The organism is Photorhabdus aballayi, assembly GCF_026153155.1.
Taxonomy (GTDB): domain Bacteria; phylum Pseudomonadota; class Gammaproteobacteria; order Enterobacterales; family Enterobacteriaceae; genus Photorhabdus; species Photorhabdus luminescens.
Map to the genome: position 1 here is coordinate 83,997 of NZ_JAPFCD010000015.1, position 17,604 is coordinate 101,600.

A 17,604-nucleotide genomic window follows, 5' to 3' on the forward strand; every position below is an offset into this window, starting at 1 on the left:
TAAAAAACTGATCCGAATGGTATGGTGTCTGGTTTATTTTTTATGTTTTTAATTATAGTTTCACTAATTTTAAAATGGTCATCTAACCAATAGATAGAAATCATTAAATAAAACACTATCATATAAAAAATATGCTTAGTGACAAAGTGAAATATCCTTAACATACTTATTTTGAGCCATCCATGATGATTTACTACATGTTACATATCCCTCCAACTTTAATTCATCATCAACATAAAAAGATACAAATAAAGTAAGAATAAACCCCACTATTGATACACATGAAATATAATCCCCAATTTTACCATTGAGATTTTTTGTTCTATTTTTAGCAATTCTTAACAAAGCATAAGCAATATGAATAAGTAAAGGAGAAAACCAGATAAATCCTGCACTCTTCCATGAGAATGTAATAACGCTATCACGCCTAAAAAAACCTATATAATCATTTAATGAGAAAAATACAAATAATGCCGCCATAAAAAAAACAAATAACGAACCTAAGTATATTTTTATTTTATTTATATTATCCACGACTATATCTACCCCACATATTAAAAAACTGATCTGCCGTAGGTGTTCCCACAATAACATTTCTTTTTCTATTTTTTATGTTTTTAATTATGCTTTCACTAATTTTAAAATAATCATCCAACCAATATAAAGCAAACGAAACGCCAACCCCAAGAGCAAAAACTCCAATAGTTACAGCCAAAAGACTCCACCCTATAGTTAAGAGTGGCGCTGCTATTAGTGAATTAACGCCCAAAGCAACGCCTGTTGATACCGCTAATTTTGCACCATCCATTGTTAAGTTAACAAACAAATCAGCTAATCCATAATCATCTTTAAGTATTAACTCAACTGCTCTATATGCTGCTGAGAATACTATACCGAATCTAGCACCGTTAACAATCCCATCATGAATACCTAGCGTACCTACTCCAAAAGATACTATACGTGGATTATTAGCAAGATATCTTGTAGCATTTAAATAGTCTCTTACTCCAGGATAACCTCTCAATTTTATATATTTTTTACCCTCTTTCCCAGCATATTCCGTTGCCTTAACACCGAAACTCCTTAAATCATTTACTATTTTAGCCACGCCATAAGAATCTTTTATATTACCAGCAAATGATGAAGCTGGATCAGCATACGAATAAAAGGTTTTAACATTATTTTTCCATTTATTATAAAAATTATGATCTAGTGTTTTTATATAAGTTATTGCCTCATCTTCTGTTAATAAAGCAATAACTTCCTGGTTTAGTTTAAATTGATGCTCCAATTCCAATAGCATACGGTTATATTTTTGATCTTCTATTTGTTTTTTAAAATCAAGATGATTTTCTAATCTGTAATCATTATCAACAAATGTTTTTAACCGTGGATCATACTTCATCTTACAACTCCACTTATATTATATAGTCTATTGAAATTTTGTTTTATATTTTATCGGACTTAGCTATTTTTTTCTTTAATTTTTCTGAATTGTTGGGAGCTGGATCAAATTCAAGCAGAAGCACTGATTCATGGGCATATGCCCATCCATGCTTTGCTGAGTACAGTATGCTATACACAGAATGTGCAGCGGGAATTAAAAGCACAAGCCAATGGGCAAAGGAATTGCATTGATGTTCATAGCCTAGAACATTTACCAACGCCACTACAGTTTTCCTTGCGGTACGTATATAAATTAGATAATTTAGCTAAATTATCTAGATGTTCGATGGTAAAGGTTATGATAAACGAACAAGATATTTACGAAAGGATCAAGCAGGTTTTAGCGAATGCGCCACGCAATCAGTACACGGCTGAGCTGCATCTACAAATGATTAAGTATGCCGATGAGCTGAAAAACATTACAGCTAAAGACTTTTGTGAAGGTGTTGGGCTTACCCAGAGTTTTGGCACTGAGTTCAGTAAAATGCGTAATCTGACGCAACGTTTGAAAACCGCAGGTCTTAATACGGATCTGCTTTAAGACAATTTTGTCGATGTAAATTACCAAAGTCTGAACGATGAATATGCCTGTATAAGTGGAGTATAAGTATGACTATTCAGACCAATAAGCACGCTAAAGCACATTTTTTCAAGTGTGCATTGCAGGTAAATTCTTCAGGCTACATAAAATATCAGGGGCAGCAACAGGCGCTTTCTGAAGATGATTATAATCAGCAATTGTTAAATGCTTCGCTAGAGATGGGAATTGAAGTCATTGGCCTAGCTGATCATGGGTCGGTGAATGGTTTTGAAAAGATCAGAGATCTCTTTGCACAACATGGAATCGTGGTGTTCCCCGGCTTTAAAGTTGCCTCCAGTGAGACAATTCACTTCGTTTGCTTGTTTGATGAATCAGCTTCGGCTGATCTGATAAACAGGCATTTGGGAGCATTGGGTGTGGATATAAACCAGCCGGAAGCTCCAGTACAGAAATCCGCCTCGGATATTATTAATTACGTAAACGATAAGGGTGGTTTCATTTTCGCGGCCCACTGTATTAATGATGATGGCGTGTTAAAACGTCGGATGAGTTATGTTTGGCAACATAAAGGGCTGTTAGCTGCTCAGATCCCAGGTTCAGTTGAGGACCTAAAAGGTGTAGAAAGCGACTTTTATCGTAAAGTTTTCCTGAATAAGGATGATAACTATCGCCGCGAGCGGGAAATGGCTGCCATCAATGCCGCTGATGTGGCGAAGCCTGAAGAGATTAAAGCTGATGGCGCTTCTTGTTTAATTAAAATGACCAAGCCCTGCTTCACTTCTTTCAAGCAAGCTTTTTTAGATGCGGGCTCCAGAGTGCGGCTAAATTCAGACAAACCGGAAAACTATGCGTCAGCTATCGAACGTATTCGTTTTGTCGGCGGTTACCTTGATGGTGTGGATATTGAATTATCGGATCACTTAAACGCAGTGATTGGTGGTAGAGGTACGGGCAAATCAACTCTGCTGGAGTGTATTCGCTATGCTTTTGATTTAGAACCTTTTGGTAAAGCATCTAAAGCTCAACATGACGCTATTGTAAAAAATAACTTAGGTCTCGAAAAAGGCATGGTTGAAGTCAGTGTTCGCTCTGCAACCATGCATGGCCGCATATTTACGGTGAGCCGCAAATATGGAAACCAGCCAGTGGTGAATGAAAACGGCAGAATTTCACCTTATCACCCCAAAGATTTACTGCCTGGCGTTGAGCTGTACGGTCAGAATGAAATTTATGAGATGACTCGGGATGAGCAAAGCCGAAACTTACTTATTGAACGATTCTTGGGAAGTGAGCACGAACAGTTTGATAAGGCCATAACCAAAGTTCTAGTGAGCCTTAAGGATAACCGTGAAACCGTTATTCGTGCGCTTAGCCAAAAAGCAGATATTGAGGCAGAAGTTGAGCGTTTACCCAAGTTATTGGATCAGGCTAAACAATTCCGAGCGCTGGGCATTGATGAAAAGTTGAAAGTGATTCCAAAGCTGGAAAAGGAAAAACAACTGAGTGGGAGAGTTAATGAAGAAATTACTCGAGTAAAAGAAGCTATCAACATCTTAAAAGACAGTTTGCCAGATACGGTATTTTTAAGCGATGCCAGCTTAGAAGGGTTGCCACACTTAGATCTTTTAAAACAAAAGCGTCAAGTTTTGGAGATGTTAAATAACTCTTTAACTCAATGTTTAATCCAGGTTGAGGAGCTCTCCAGTAAAACCTCAAGGGATTTACTTCCTCTACAGCAACAACTGTTGGAAAGGTTGCGTGCAGAAGAAGAACAACTTGAAAATGCGTTTAAAGACATACCTACAAGTCAGGGTAAAACGGGTCGGCAGATTGGCGCTGAATATCAAACCTTACTAAAGCAAATTGAACAGATTCGTCCAAAAGAAACTGCCTTGCAAAACCGACAAACCCAACTCAACGAGCTCTATAGTCAGCGCAAGAAACTATTACTTGAGTTAGATCAACAGACCAGCGCACGTACTAGCGCCATGCAGAAGTCGGTTAAACGGCTCACTCGCAAGTTAGATCAGAAGGTACGCCTTAGTCTGAATTCTGAAGGTAACCGCCAAGAATTAGTGAATTTCCTGAGTGATTGCAATTTGGAAGGTGTTGGGCCGAAAAGGCTAGCGTGGGTTTTAGAGGGTGAGTTCACACCAGCCAATCTTGCTGCCACTATTCGCCAAGGTGAAACTGAATTAACCTCTAATTTCGGTATACCTAATTCCGTTGTACGAGCGTTAAGCCGTTTGCCTGAGTATAAACTGCTTGAGCTAGAAGAGTTGCAGCTTCCCGATACAATGGCGATTGAGCTGAATATAACTCATGGTGAACGGGAGGCCGTTTTCCGCCCAATTGGGGAATTATCGACCGGCCAACAATGTACGGCGATTTTGCACCTGTTGCTATTGGACAACCAAGATCCGCTTATCCTTGATCAGCCGGAGGATAACCTTGATAACGCCTTTATTGCTGAGCGTATCGTTGCTGAGCTGCGCAGAGCCAAGCTAAGCCGACAGTTCTTGTTCGCAACCCACAACGCCAATATTCCGGTATTTGGCGACGCGGAATGGATTGGCGTGTTGAGTGTGGAAGATAACAAAGGGTTGATCCTGCCAGAACAACAGGGTGCGATCGATATGCCAGAAGTGCAAAAACTAGCGGCAGATATATTGGAAGGTGGTAAAAGTGCGTTTAATCAACGCCGTGAAAAGTACGGCTTTAACTGAATGCTTTACTTCCTTGGGAGAGAACGATGTTAAAAACAGAATTGTTGGAAATTATTGCCAATGGCGAAAACTCAGGTGTGGAGTTTAAGCGAGATGATATACGTCCTGAGCAGTTAGCCAAAGAAGTTGTTGCTATGACCAACTTTCAAGGGGGACGGGTACTGCTAGGTGTGGAAGATGACGGCACTATTAGCGGCGTACAAAGGCATGATCTTGAAGAGTGGGTTATGAATGTCTTTCAGAGCAAAATTCATCCGATGATTCTGCCGTTTTACGAAGAAGTGAAATTGGATGATGGCAAACTGGTTGCTATCGTTAGCTTTCCCATCGGCATTTCGAAACCCTACATCGTTCGCCATAGCGGAAAAGAGGACATCTATATTCGTGTTGGGACAACATCTAGGCTAGCAACTAGAGAGCAGCAGATGCGATTGTTTGAATTGGGTGGAATGCTGCATACTGAAGTAATGCCTGTGCCTCGTACAGATATGAGTTGTTTGGATGACGCTCGCCTAACCAATTATGTAAAGGATATCTTACAAGATCCCGATGTACCTAAAACGCCTGATGAATGGCAAGCAAGGCTACTTGGTCTGGGTTTTTTAACCGAAGCCGCAGGCAATGTTTGCTGCACAATAGCGGGCTTGGTGTTATTTGGTAAAAGCCCGAGACGCTATCTCAAACAATCGGGTTTACGGGTCATGGTATTTCATGGTGAAGATAAGGAATACAAAGTTGCATTGGATGACATCATTGATGGCCCAATGGTCGGGCGCTGGGATCTTGAAAATGGTGATAAACGGCTAGTCGATGGTGGCGTTATTGAGAAATTCATGGAGGCTATGAGTCCCTTTATTTATCAAGAGTCTGATCAGGTGAATGAAGAGTTAAGGCGAGAGAAACAGTGGTTTTATCCACTTGAGGCCGTTAGAGAAGCCTTGGTCAATGCGCTGGCGCACCGCGATTGGACGCGTTTTGTTGAAATTGAAGTATCTGGTTATTCTGACCGGCTTGAAGTAATTAGTCCGGGTTCGCTACCAAACTCTATGACGATAGAAAAAATGAAAGCAGGACAGCGTTCCCCCAGAAATACCATTGTTATGGAAGTATTACGTGATTATGGCTATGTCGATTACCGAGGAATGGGTGTGAGAACCAAAATTATGCCATTAACGAAAGCGTTAACAGGTAAAGATCCTGAGTTTGATTTGACAGACGATCATTTAAAAACAATTTTGTTCCGGTAACAGATGTTGTGACTGTTGGAACAGCGTATACCTCACTGTATTTGGCGCTTTTAAAACAGCGCCATTTTTTTAAAAGCAATCGGAAAACGACTTTACAATGCACGATGGGATTTTGGTAAAACGGATCAAAGCGAAGTAAATGGGTTTTGAAGCGTTACACTTTAAAAATGGCTACTTCACTTCCCAATACAAAAACTCGAAAAAATCCTTCCTAGCAAATCATCAGAAGTAAACTCACCCGTGATCTCACTCAATGCCTGCTGCGCCAGACGCAGCTCTTCCGCCAGCAATTCACCTGAACGAGCAACCACCAATTGTTCATGGCCCTGTTGTAAATGTTCCGCTGCGGTATTTAATGCCTGTAAATGACGACGACGAGCCAAGAAACCACCTTCGGTATTACTGCTAAAACCCATCGTTTCTTTCAGATGATCGCGCAATAAATCAATGCCTTCACCGCTACGGGCAGAAAGTCGAATTAGCGAGTAACTACTTACTTCGGCAATACTTGTCTCTTCATCAGTCATATCTGTTTTATTACGAACGACCGTGATAGGGAGCGATTTAGGCAGACGAGCCATAAATTCAGGCCAGATTTCTACAGGTTCAACCGCGTTCGTTGTCGTGCTATCTACCATAAACAGCACACGATCAGCCTGCTCAATTTCCTGCCAAGCACGCTCAATACCAATACGCTCAACTTCGTCACTGGCTTCGCGCAAACCCGCTGTATCAATGATATGTAACGGCATACCGTCAATATGGATATGTTCACGCAGCACATCACGAGTTGTACCTGCAATATCCGTCACAATAGCCGCTTCACGGCCTGCTAATGCATTAAGCAGACTGGACTTTCCTGCATTAGGGCGACCGGCGATAACAACTTTCATCCCTTCACGTAACAGGCTGCCCTGACGCGCCTGAGAACGTACACGCTCAAGTTCAGCCATCACTTCATCCAACTTAGCCTCGATCTTCCCATCAGAAAGGAAGTCAATCTCTTCATCTGGAAAATCAATAGCCGCTTCTACATAGATTCGCAAGTGAGTAAGTGCTTCCACCATTTGATGAACTTGTGTAGAAAAAGCGCCCTGTAAGGAGTTCATCGCTGAACGGGCTGCTTGTTCCGAACTGGCATCGATCAGGTCAGCAATGGCTTCCGCCTGAGCTAAATCCAGTTTGTCATTCAGAAAAGCGCGTTCAGAAAACTCACCTGGGTTAGCGATTCGCACACCTGGCAAAGTCAGAATACGTTTAAGCAGCAAATCGAGAATAACCGGCCCACCATGACCTTGAAGCTCCAGTACATCTTCTCCGGTAAATGAATTGGGCCCAGGAAAGTAAATAGCAATCCCCTGATCAAGTATCCGGTCATCCACATCACGAAATGGCAGATAATCTGCATAACGGGGTTTGGGTAATTTACCTAATACCACATCAGCCACCTGTGCGGCTTTCGGACCGGAAACACGCAAAATGCCAACCCCTCCTCGTCCTAGCGGGGTAGCCTGAGCAACTATCGTATCCGTGGTATGCATGGTTATCTCTCTATTTGCTGTTTCGCTCAAATGACTTTTTCATTCAAATAGTTAAGGCGGTCAATGACCGCCTTTACCGTGACAACGGCCAGCATGTATTCTGGCTGAAGCTATACCCGTCATCTTTCAAGTTGCCTCTTTGTTGGCTGCACTCACTCACCCCAGTCACATAGTTTTCTATGCCCCCGGGGATTCGCTCCCTTGCCGCCGCGATCCATCTTGAAATCCATAGGGTGTATGTTTTATTTCGCCGGCTTTTTCTCACGGCTATGCAAACCGCGTTTTTCCAGCCCACGATAAATTAATTGCTGCTGGATAATTGTCACCAGGTTACTGACGATATAGTACAGAACCAAACCCGATGGGAACCACAGGAAGAATATGGTAAATATGACAGGCATATAGGTCATAATCTTCTGTTGCATCGGATCAGTAATTGTTGTCGGAGACATTTTCTGGATAATGAACATTGTCACACCCATCAGCAACGGCAGGATGTAATAAGGATCTTGCGCAGACAAGTCATTAATCCAACCAGCAAATGGCGCATGACGCAATTCAACAGAACCCATCAACATGTAATATAAAGCAAGGAAGATTGGCATCTGGATCAACAGAGGCAAACAACCACCCAGTGGGTTTACTTTCTCTGCTTTATACAATGCCATCATTTCCTGGCTCATGCGCTGTTTATCATCGCCAATACGCTCACGCATAGCCGCCAATTTAGGCTGTAACAAACGCATTTTCGCCATTGAAGTATATTGTGCTTTAGTCAGCGGGTACATGATACCACGCACAATAAAGGTGATAACGATGATGGAGAAGCCCCAGTTACCAATAAAACCATGCAGGAACTTCAACAACTTAAATAACGGCTGAGAGATAAACCATAACCAACCATAGTCTACGGACAGATCCAAATGAGGTGCTACAGCAGCCATTTCATCTTGAATTTCCGGGCCAATCCACAACGTGGAAGAGACCGTTTTTTCACTATTAGCCGCAACCGAGATTGGCGCGCTCTTATAGCCAATCGCAGCCATCCCTTTATCTAATGCAACAGTGTAGAAAGTACTGGTTTCATTAGCCGTAGGAACCCAAGCGGTAGCAAAATATTGTTGCAACATGGCAATCCAACCACCTTTGGTGGTCACGGATAAAGATTCACCTTCAATATCGCTAAAGCTATATTTCTTGTATTTGGTATCGTCGGAAGAATAGGCGGCGCCACGGTAAGTATGCAATGCAAAGTTATTGCTGCCTGTATCACGATGCTTGGGTAGTTCAACACTCTGTTTCAACTGACCAAAGAAGGTCATCTGTAACGGTTTTTCCGTCGTGTTATTAACATGGTAATCGACACTAATCGCGTATTCACCACGTTTCAGGACAAATGTTTTGACGTAAACAATGCCATCCTTAGTGACGAAATTCATCGGGATACGCAATTCATCCTGCCCATCAGCCAATACATAGCTATCCTGTGCTGCGGTATACAGTGGGCGTTCACTATTCAGCGGATTATCTGGGCCATCTTTCCCCGTCAATCCACTTTGCGCTTGATAAGAGAAAGCAGGTGTTGTTTCCAACAACTTGAATGGCTGGTTTGAACCCAGGGTATCAGGATAGGCCAACAGGTCAGCCTCTTCGATATCACCGCCACGGGTATTGATGGTCAGAGAGAGCACATCAGTTTTAACCGTGATAAGTTTACCTTTTCCACTGCCTGGTACAGCTTGATTCTCACTGCTCGGCATATCCGTTTGTTGCGTGGCCTGTACTGTCGTTGGCTGCGGATTTTTATCTGCTTCCCATGCTTGCCAGACCAAGAAAGAAACGAACAGCAAAGCGATGAGAAGAAGATTACGTTGCGAATCCATCGTTAGTGTTCTCTGTTATCGTTGTTTTTTACGGGTGGGACAGGATCATCACCACCTTCATGTAAAGGGTGGCATTTTAATATGCGTTTCACCGTTAACCAACAGCCTTTTATCACTCCAAATCGGCATAATGCCTCAATGCCATATTGAGAGCATGTAGGATTAAAGCGACAACGAGGCCCCAACAGCGGGCTTATTACCAACTGATATCCCCGGATTAATGCGATCAGGAAGCGCGAGCCAAACGACAGTGACGACGCCATAATTTATCCAACGCCTCCGTTAACGCACGGTTATCAAGCTCAGCAACGCCTTTCTTAACCAATACCACAAAATCCATAGGAGGCAACTTATGTTGGTTTAAACGAAAGCTTTCACGGGCCAACCGTTTAATTCGGTTACGCTCATGAGCTCGTTTAACATTTTTCTTGGCTATAGTAAGACCGATACGGGGATGCCCCAGCTCGTTCAGGCGGCCAAGGATAGTAATCTCTGGCGAACTTGCCCGTTGGGGTTGCTGGAAAACATAAGTGAAATGCTTGGGAGTTAACAAGCGTAACTCCCTCGGAAAAGCGAGCGTAACCACTAGATGGTTAGCTTTATTACTTAGAAACGGTCAGACGAGCACGGCCTTTTGCACGACGGCGAGCCAGAACCTGACGACCATTTTTGGTAGCCATACGAGCGCGGAAGCCGTGAGAACGGTTACGCTTCAGTACGGATGGTTGGAAAGTGCGTTTCATAGCGATTTCTACCTAACTTAAGATTATTACTGATTCAGTAAATGCGTTGGCAGCCAGTGAGAAATAGACACCGATGCCTCAATCGCAACATCAATATAAAAGAAGCGGGATTGTAATAAAATGTACAGCTCTGAGTCAATTTACATAACGCAAAGTCGGCCGGCTTTTCTACTGAGTCGGATGTTTACCAACACTCTGCCCATGCGTACACCAGAACCTTTCACCAAGAATTATCGGTAAAAACTCTGGTATCGCACATAGGGTGCAACATTATACGGACTACTGAACAAAGCGCAACGATCACCGATAGATCTTCGTTTTTTGTTATGATCCTTGGTCCGATTTTACTTTAAATATCGGCTTATTCTCGATCTGCATTCGACAACCGCCATAACTCCACTACAACCCCTTTACAGCCCTTTATTTCACAGACAATTTTATCCTGTGGATAAAAAGCGCTTAAACTGTGTAAAAGAATGAAGATCTATATCGTCTTTTGCGCTATGATCCCAAGCCATGATTTGGATCTTATCCTCGGATCATGGGGGAGCGATGACATTAAAAATCGCCATACACATGACAATTGATCCTTCTTCGCCTTAGAGGAGTCGTTGTTTTGTACCCAATATAATGAGCTAACCACTCCGATTTCTTTAATTGTTAATTGGCCTTGTTTTAGGGGAGTCCACCGTGTCACTTTCGCTTTGGCAGCAATGTCTTGCCCGATTGCAGGATGAATTACCTGCCACAGAATTCAGTATGTGGATACGCCCCCTTCAGGCAGAGCTAAGTGGTAACACGCTGGCACTTTATGCCCCAAATCGGTTCGTTCTGGATTGGGTAAGAGAGAAGTATATCAACAACATCAATGGGTTGTTGAATGACTTCTGTGGAGCAGAAGTACCATTATTACGTTTTGAAGTTGGCAATAAACCCATTTCCCAAAACGATAGCCCGCCACAAAGGGTTGTTGCTCACGCGCCGGTTGCACCTGCACCGCAAAACACATCAGTACGCCCCAGTTGGGATAACACTGCGGTACAACCAGAGCTATCTTATCGCTCTAATGTTAATCCAAAACATACTTTCGATAACTTTGTCGAAGGTAAATCCAACCAACTTGCCCGTGCTGCCGCAAGACAGGTAGCTGATAATCCCGGCGGTGCTTACAACCCACTATTTCTTTACGGTGGTACGGGTTTGGGTAAAACCCATCTATTACATGCCGTAGGTAACAGCATTATGGCACGTAAGGCAAATGCCAAGGTGGTTTATATGCATTCTGAACGCTTTGTTCAGGATATGGTCAAGGCATTACAAAATAATGCAATAGAAGAGTTCAAACGCTATTATCGCTCTGTCGACGCATTACTGATCGATGATATTCAGTTTTTTGCCAATAAAGAACGCTCGCAGGAAGAGTTTTTCCATACATTCAATGCATTACTGGAAGGCAACCAACAGATTATTCTGACATCAGATCGCTATCCAAAAGAGATCAATGGGGTAGAAGATCGGTTAAAATCCCGTTTTGGTTGGGGGCTAACCGTTGCAATTGAACCACCGGAACTCGAAACTCGTGTCGCTATTTTGATGAAAAAGGCAGACGAAAACGAAATCCAGTTACCGGGAGAAGTTGCTTTCTTTATCGCCAAACGTCTGCGTTCTAATGTCCGTGAGCTTGAAGGAGCACTGAACAGGGTAATAGCGAATGCCAATTTTACTGGCCGAGCGATTACTATTGATTTTGTACGTGAAGCATTACGTGACCTGTTAGCACTGCAAGAAAAACTGGTTACCATTGATAATATTCAGAAAACAGTCGCTGAGTATTATAAAATCAAGGTGGCCGATTTACTTTCCAAACGGCGCTCCCGTTCCGTTGCCCGTCCAAGGCAAATGGCAATGGCGCTGGCAAAAGAGTTAACCAACCACAGCTTGCCTGAAATCGGGGATGCCTTTGGTGGACGTGACCACACAACTGTGCTGCATGCTTGTCGTAAAATCGAGCAACTGCGTGAAGAAAGTCACGACATCAAAGAGGATTTTTCTAACTTAATCAGAACATTGTCTTCCTAGTGCTATGAAATTTATCATTGAACGTGAGCAATTGTTAAAACCACTGCAACAGGTCAGTAGTCCGCTGAGCGGCCGCCCTACTCTGCCCATTCTTGGTAACTTATTACTACAGGTTACAGAAGGCTCCCTGTTGCTGACCGGCACAGATTTAGAAATGGAAATGATGGCAAGAGTCACGCTTTCATTGCCACACGAAGCAGGTGCAACCACGGTACCAGCACGTAAATTTTTTGATATCTGGCGAGGTTTGCCAGACGGGGCCGAGATCAGTGTAGAACTGGATGGCGATCGCCTATTGGTGCGTTCTGGTCGCAGCCGTTTCTCGCTTTCCACGCTGCCCGCTTCTGATTTTCCAAATCTTGATGACTGGCAAAGTGAGGTGGAGTTTTCACTGCCGCAAGCTACATTGAAGCGCCTTATTGAATCAACTCAGTTCTCAATGGCTCACCAGGATGTCCGCTATTACCTCAACGGTATGTTGTTTGAAACCGAAGGAGAAGAGTTGCGTACAGTTGCAACAGACGGTCACCGTCTGGCCGTCTGTTCTATGGGAATTGGTCAAAAACTGCCTTCCCATTCGGTGATCGTGCCACGTAAAGGCGTTATTGAACTAATGAGATTGCTGGATGGCGGCGATACTCCGCTACAGTTACAAATCGGCAGTAACAATATTCGTGCCCACGTTGGCGACTTTATTTTCACCTCTAAATTGGTGGATGGGCGTTTCCCTGATTATCGTCGCGTATTACCAAAGAACCCGGATAAAACCCTGGAAGCCAATTGCGATATGCTGAAACAGGCTTTTTCACGCGCGGCGATTCTCTCTAATGAGAAATTCCGTGGAGTTCGCCTCTATTTCAGTGAAAACCAGCTAAAAATCACAGCCAATAACCCTGAACAAGAAGAAGCCGAAGAGATTGTAGATGTCAGCTACCAAGGCGCTGAAATGGAAATAGGCTTTAATGTCAGTTACGTGCTAGATGTTCTCAATACACTAAGATGTGAAGAGGTTCGTTTATTACTGACTGATGCTATTTCCAGTGTTCAGATAGAAGACTGTGCCAGCCACAATGCGGCTTATGTCGTGATGCCAATGCGCCTGTAACCGGATTTATATTTCAGGTATATGACTCTCACGCGTTTACTTATCCGCGATTTTCGTAATATCGCCGCTGCTGACTTGCCTCTAGCTACCGGATTTAACTTTCTGGTTGGATCTAATGGCAGCGGTAAAACCAGTGTACTGGAAGCGATTTATACGCTAGGCCACGGGCGCTCTTTTCGTAGCATTCAGGCAGGACGGATAATCCGTCATGACTGCAATGAGCTCGTTCTGCATGGGCGGCTAGGGCAACCAGAGAATGAACGGGAACGGTCTATCGGTCTGAGTAAAAACCGTAATGGCGACAGTAAAGTCAGAATTGATGGTAGTGATGGTTGTAAAATTGCAGAACTGGCCAAGATGTTACCGATGCAGCTTATTACCCCAGAAGGGTTTACTCTATTAAATGGCGGGCCAAAATATCGACGGGCCTTTATTGACTGGGGTTGCTTTCACAATGAGCCACGCTTTTTTTCTGCATGGGTAAACTTAAAACGGCTACTCAAACAACGCAACGCAGCACTACGACAAGTCACTCGCTACAACCAGATACGGCCTTGGGATCAGGAATTGGCGCCACTCGCTAGCCAAATAAATCAGTGGCGTGGTGAATATGTTACAAACATTACTCAGGATATTACGGATACTTGTAACCAATTCTTACCCGAATTTACATTAAGTTTCTCTTTTCAACAGGGATGGGACAAAGAGAGTGATTATGCTGAATTACTGGAGCGCCAATTTGAGCGCGACAGAACGTTAACCTATACAGCTTCCGGCCCCCATAAGGCAGATCTGCGCATTCGTGCAGAAGGAACGCCAGTAGAAGATATGCTATCCCGCGGTCAATTAAAGTTACTGATGTGCGCACTGCGGCTAGCACAGGGTGAATATTTCACCCGACAGAGCGGACAACAATGTCTGTATCTGCTTGATGATTTTGCCTCCGAACTGGATACCGGCCGCCGTCAATTGCTGGCCGCACGTCTAAAATCCACGCAAGCACAGGTATTTGTCAGTGCGATAAATCCCGACCAAATAACAGACATGCTTGATGGAAATAGCAAGATGTTTCGCGTGGAAAATGGCAAAATAGAGGTTCAACCACAGGATTAAAAATGAGCGAGAAACGTTGATGTCGAATACATATGACTCCTCAAGTATCAAGGTATTAAAAGGGCTGGATGCAGTGCGTAAACGTCCGGGCATGTATATCGGCGATACAGACGATGGTACCGGCTTACACCACATGGTCTTCGAGGTTGTCGACAACGCTATCGACGAAGCCCTCGCTGGTCACTGTAGCGAAGTTATCGTCACTATTCATGCTGATAACTCAGTCTCCGTACAGGATGATGGCCGCGGTATTCCTACCGGTATACACGAAGAAGAAGGTGTTTCAGCAGCCGAAGTTATTATGACGGTGCTGCATGCGGGGGGTAAATTCGATGATAACTCTTATAAGGTCTCCGGCGGTTTGCACGGCGTAGGGGTTTCCGTTGTTAACGCCTTGTCTGAAAAGCTAGAATTGGTTATCCGCCGTGACGGCAAAGTTCATGAACAGACTTATCACCTTGGTGTGCCGCAAAGCCCACTGAAAGTCGTTGGGGAAACTGAACAGACAGGTACCCGTGTCCGTTTCTGGCCGAGCATGGATACTTTCCGTAATAACACAGAATTCCAGCACGACATTCTGGCTAAACGCCTGCGTGAACTATCTTTCCTGAATTCTGGTGTATCTATCCGCCTCATTGATAAGCGCACTAATATAGAAGACCACTTCCATTATGAAGGTGGAATTAAAGCGTTTGTTGAGTTCCTAAATAAAAATAAAACACCCATTCATCCAAATGTTTTCTATTTCTCTACAGAAAAAGATGGCATTGGCGTTGAAATTTCAATGCAATGGAATGATGGTTTCCAAGAAAATATTTACTGCTTTACCAATAACATCCCACAACGCGATGGGGGCACTCACTTAGTTGGCTTCCGTACTGCGATGACACGTACCCTTAATAGTTATATGGATAAAGAAGGGTACAACAAGAAATCCAAAGTCAGCGCCACCGGTGATGATGCTCGGGAAGGTTTAGTTGCCGTTATTTCCGTTAAAGTGCCTGATCCAAAATTCTCTTCTCAGACTAAAGACAAACTCGTCTCTTCCGAAGTGAAGACTGCGGTTGAAACGTTGATGAATGAGAAGCTGGTGGAATACCTATTGGAAAATCCAAACGACGCTAAAACTGTCGTCAGTAAAATTATTGATGCCGCTCGCGCTCGTGAAGCAGCCCGTAAAGCGCGTGAAATGACACGTCGCAAAGGGGCACTGGATCTGGCTGGGCTGCCAGGCAAACTGGCTGATTGTCAGGAACGTGATCCGGCACTCTCTGAACTCTACTTAGTGGAAGGGGACTCGGCGGGTGGTTCGGCAAAACAGGGCCGTAACCGCAAAAATCAGGCAATTTTGCCGTTAAAAGGCAAAATCCTGAATGTCGAAAAAGCGCGTTTCGATAAAATGCTTTCTTCTCAGGAAGTGGCAACCCTGATCACAGCATTGGGCTGCGGTATTGGCCGTGACGAATATAACCCAGATAAGCTGCGTTACCACAGCATTATTATCATGACGGATGCGGACGTCGATGGTTCTCATATTCGTACTCTATTGCTGACTTTCTTCTATCGTCAAATGCCAGAAATCATTGAACGCGGTCATGTGTTTATTGCTCAACCACCACTGTATAAAGTCAAAAAAGGCAAACAAGAACAATATATTAAAGATGATGAAGCAATGGATGAGTACCAGCTATCCATTGCACTAGATGGCGCTTCACTTTACACCAATGAGCACGCACCAGCCCTGAGAGGCGAACCACTGGAAAAACTGGTAACCGAATTTAATAGCGTACAAAAAATCATTAAACGCATGGAACGTCTGTATCCGCTAAGTTTATTGAATAGCCTAATTTATCATCCGAAGCTGACCGAAGAAGCATTGTCTGATAAGGCGAAAGTTAAAGAATGGATTGAAATGCTGGTCACCCGTCTGAATGATAATGAACAAAACGGCAGCAGCTACAGTTATCGCCTCCATGAAAATCGTGAGCGCCAAATGTACGAACCTGTTCTGTGCGTTCGTACACATGGTGTTGATACTGATTATCTATTGGACTTCGATTTTGTCCACGGTGGGGAATATCATCGTATTACTCAACTAAGCGATAAACTTCGCAATTTAATCGAAGAAAGCGCTTATATCGAACGAGGTGAACGACGCCAGCCTATTAGCAGTTTTGAACAGGCGCTAAACTGGTTGACTAAAGAGTCTCGCCGTGGGTTGTCTATACAGCGCTATAAGGGTTTGGGAGAAATGAACCCTGAACAGTTATGGGAAACTACCATGAACCCGGAAACTCGCCGCATGATGCGTGTGACAGTAAAAGATGCCATTGCAACTGACCAACTGTTTACAACTCTGATGGGTGATGCGGTTGAACCTCGTCGAGCATTTATTGAAGAGAATGCCCTGAAAGCAGCCAATATTGATATCTAATTGATATTATTATCAACTGAAATAAGCGCTCATATTGATTCTCTATGGGCGCTTTTTTTATCTGTTATTTATAGCCAATAAAGTGTAATTTATTTAATGTTTCTGTAAAACATCACTTAAATATAATCTAAGGATATATACCCTATGAATTTCAAGATGCATCGCGACGGCAAGGGAGCGAATCCCCGGGAGCATAGATAACTATGTGACCGAGGTGAGTGAGTGCAGCCAACAAAGAGGCAACTTGAAAGATAACGGGTATAATATGGCTGACATGATTTACATGATAATAAAGGGAAAAAACAGGGATTAATATCGGCTGGATGTTCTTCTGTTGATTCTATTGGTAATAAATATCAAGCAAACCATCTTGATCAGATAATTAGTTTATAGCTTAAGCCATGCGATAACACAGGCTCAAAATGTCGATTATCAACCCATTATTATCCAAGAGCTTATCGACAAATTATAACAATTAGTTGAAGAAAACTACATGTATCGGAATTATGAAACCTTATTTAGATAATACAAGAACCTCAATAACACCCCAAATAATCATAATATTATCACTGTTTTATTCTTCAAAAAAATAAATAGAAGAAACAATATAACAAGAAATAAAAAATAATACACCTAACCACGATAACTTATTAGAAATAATAACGTCCGTATAACCCATGATTTTTTCTTTCTTAATCAACAGGTTTTTAATATAGCATACTATGCTTTCAATAATTAAATATTAA

The 17,604-nt window shown here is 43.0% G+C and carries 15 protein-coding genes and 1 pseudogene; 8 read left to right on the top strand and 8 right to left on the bottom strand.

Annotated elements, in window-relative coordinates; all coding sequences use genetic code 11:
* Positions 1 to 135: 135 nt before the first annotated feature.
* The 3 genes from OO184_RS10335 to OO184_RS10345 are packed head-to-tail and all read right to left on the bottom strand — an operon-like array spanning position 136 to position 1,670.
* Entirely contained in the window at positions 136 to 534 is a 399-nt protein-coding gene (locus OO184_RS10335; RefSeq protein WP_265379113.1) for a DUF1240 domain-containing protein, read from the bottom strand.
* A complete protein-coding gene (locus OO184_RS10340) occupies positions 527 to 1,405 on the bottom strand; it encodes a hypothetical protein (RefSeq protein ID WP_265379114.1) in 879 nt (292 codons plus the stop codon). Before OO184_RS10340 ends, OO184_RS10335 begins: the two co-directional genes overlap by 8 nt.
* 43 nt (positions 1,406 to 1,448) lie before the next feature.
* The gene (locus tag OO184_RS10345; RefSeq protein WP_049584984.1) at positions 1,449 to 1,670 is read right to left on the bottom strand and encodes a hypothetical protein; all 222 of its coding nucleotides are present in this window, start codon (positions 1,668 to 1,670) and stop codon (positions 1,449 to 1,451) included.
* Positions 1,671 to 1,747: 77 nt separating this feature from the next.
* Between OO184_RS10345 and OO184_RS10350 the strand changes: the two genes are divergently transcribed.
* From OO184_RS10350 to OO184_RS10360, 3 genes are all read left to right on the top strand, one after another.
* On the top strand, positions 1,748 to 1,987 hold the full coding sequence (locus tag OO184_RS10350) for an HTH-like domain-containing protein (RefSeq protein WP_041381254.1): 240 nt from the start codon (positions 1,748 to 1,750) through the stop codon (positions 1,985 to 1,987).
* Between the two features lie 68 nt (positions 1,988 to 2,055).
* Positions 2,056 to 4,713, top strand: coding sequence for a TrlF family AAA-like ATPase (locus OO184_RS10355; protein ID WP_265379115.1), 2,658 nt, complete (start codon positions 2,056 to 2,058; stop codon positions 4,711 to 4,713).
* A gap of 26 nt (positions 4,714 to 4,739) precedes the next feature.
* Entirely contained in the window at positions 4,740 to 5,960 is a 1,221-nt protein-coding gene (locus OO184_RS10360) for an RNA/DNA-binding domain-containing protein (RefSeq protein WP_265379116.1), read from the top strand.
* Positions 5,961 to 6,136: 176 nt separating this feature from the next.
* On the opposite strand, the gene mnmE is transcribed toward OO184_RS10360, so the two are convergent.
* The 5 genes from mnmE to rpmH all read right to left on the bottom strand — a co-directional run bounded on the left by mnmE (position 6,137) and on the right by rpmH (position 10,127).
* Positions 6,137 to 7,501: a tRNA uridine-5-carboxymethylaminomethyl(34) synthesis GTPase MnmE gene (mnmE, locus tag OO184_RS10365; RefSeq protein WP_265379117.1), complete on the bottom strand. Its 1,365-nt coding sequence runs from the start codon at positions 7,499 to 7,501 to the stop codon at positions 6,137 to 6,139.
* Positions 7,502 to 7,743: 242 nt separating this feature from the next.
* Positions 7,744 to 9,384, bottom strand: coding sequence for a membrane protein insertase YidC (yidC, locus tag OO184_RS10370; protein WP_265379118.1), 1,641 nt, complete (start codon positions 9,382 to 9,384; stop codon positions 7,744 to 7,746).
* A 2-nt stretch (positions 9,385 to 9,386) separates the two neighbouring features.
* On the bottom strand, positions 9,387 to 9,647 hold the full coding sequence (gene yidD, locus OO184_RS10375) for a membrane protein insertion efficiency factor YidD (protein WP_075489364.1): 261 nt from the start codon (positions 9,645 to 9,647) through the stop codon (positions 9,387 to 9,389).
* A complete protein-coding gene (gene rnpA / locus OO184_RS10380; protein ID WP_074525037.1) occupies positions 9,611 to 9,970 on the bottom strand; it encodes a ribonuclease P protein component in 360 nt (119 codons plus the stop codon). Before rnpA ends, yidD begins: the two co-directional genes overlap by 37 nt.
* Before the next feature lie 16 nt (positions 9,971 to 9,986).
* Positions 9,987 to 10,127, bottom strand: coding sequence for a 50S ribosomal protein L34 (gene rpmH, locus OO184_RS10385; RefSeq protein WP_000831330.1), 141 nt, complete (start codon positions 10,125 to 10,127; stop codon positions 9,987 to 9,989).
* Positions 10,128 to 10,817: 690 nt separating this feature from the next.
* Between rpmH and dnaA the strand changes: the two genes are divergently transcribed.
* The 5 genes and pseudogenes from dnaA to tssD all read left to right on the top strand — a co-directional run.
* Positions 10,818 to 12,206, top strand: a complete 1,389-nt coding sequence (gene dnaA, locus OO184_RS10390; RefSeq protein ID WP_036782378.1) for a chromosomal replication initiator protein DnaA — start codon at positions 10,818 to 10,820, stop codon at positions 12,204 to 12,206.
* Between the two features lie 4 nt (positions 12,207 to 12,210).
* Complete coding sequence (gene dnaN / locus OO184_RS10395; protein ID WP_265379119.1) at positions 12,211 to 13,311, top strand: DNA polymerase III subunit beta; 1,101 nt, start codon at positions 12,211 to 12,213, stop codon at positions 13,309 to 13,311.
* Positions 13,312 to 13,332: 21 nt separating this feature from the next.
* The gene (recF, locus tag OO184_RS10400) at positions 13,333 to 14,424 is read left to right on the top strand and encodes a DNA replication/repair protein RecF (protein ID WP_265379120.1); all 1,092 of its coding nucleotides are present in this window, start codon (positions 13,333 to 13,335) and stop codon (positions 14,422 to 14,424) included.
* Between the two features lie 19 nt (positions 14,425 to 14,443).
* Positions 14,444 to 16,858, top strand: coding sequence for a DNA topoisomerase (ATP-hydrolyzing) subunit B (gyrB, locus tag OO184_RS10405; protein WP_265379121.1), 2,415 nt, complete (start codon positions 14,444 to 14,446; stop codon positions 16,856 to 16,858).
* A 265-nt stretch (positions 16,859 to 17,123) separates the two neighbouring features.
* Positions 17,124 to 17,324: pseudogene (gene tssD, locus OO184_RS10410) on the top strand (type VI secretion system tube protein TssD); the annotation flags it as partial.
* Positions 17,325 to 17,604: the final 280 nt, after the last annotated feature.

What these genes read in the sequence shown, in the direction of transcription:
- OO184_RS10340 (WP_265379114.1), bottom strand. Translation starts at nt 1,405, where the DNA reads ATGAAGTATGATCCACGGTTAAAAACATTTGTTGATAATGATTACAGA.
- OO184_RS10355 (WP_265379115.1), top strand. Translation starts at nt 2,056, where the DNA reads ATGACTATTCAGACCAATAAGCACGCTAAAGCACATTTTTTCAAGTGT.
- OO184_RS10360 (WP_265379116.1), top strand. Translation starts at nt 4,740, where the DNA reads ATGTTAAAAACAGAATTGTTGGAAATTATTGCCAATGGCGAAAACTCA.
- mnmE (WP_265379117.1), bottom strand. Translation starts at nt 7,501, where the DNA reads ATGCATACCACGGATACGATAGTTGCTCAGGCTACCCCGCTAGGACGA.
- yidC (WP_265379118.1), bottom strand. Translation starts at nt 9,384, where the DNA reads ATGGATTCGCAACGTAATCTTCTTCTCATCGCTTTGCTGTTCGTTTCT.
- yidD (WP_075489364.1), bottom strand. Translation starts at nt 9,647, where the DNA reads ATGGCGTCGTCACTGTCGTTTGGCTCGCGCTTCCTGATCGCATTAATC.
- rpmH (WP_000831330.1), bottom strand. Translation starts at nt 10,127, where the DNA reads ATGAAACGCACTTTCCAACCATCCGTACTGAAGCGTAACCGTTCTCAC.
- dnaN (WP_265379119.1), top strand. Translation starts at nt 12,211, where the DNA reads ATGAAATTTATCATTGAACGTGAGCAATTGTTAAAACCACTGCAACAG.
- recF (WP_265379120.1), top strand. Translation starts at nt 13,333, where the DNA reads ATGACTCTCACGCGTTTACTTATCCGCGATTTTCGTAATATCGCCGCT.
- gyrB (WP_265379121.1), top strand. Translation starts at nt 14,444, where the DNA reads ATGTCGAATACATATGACTCCTCAAGTATCAAGGTATTAAAAGGGCTG.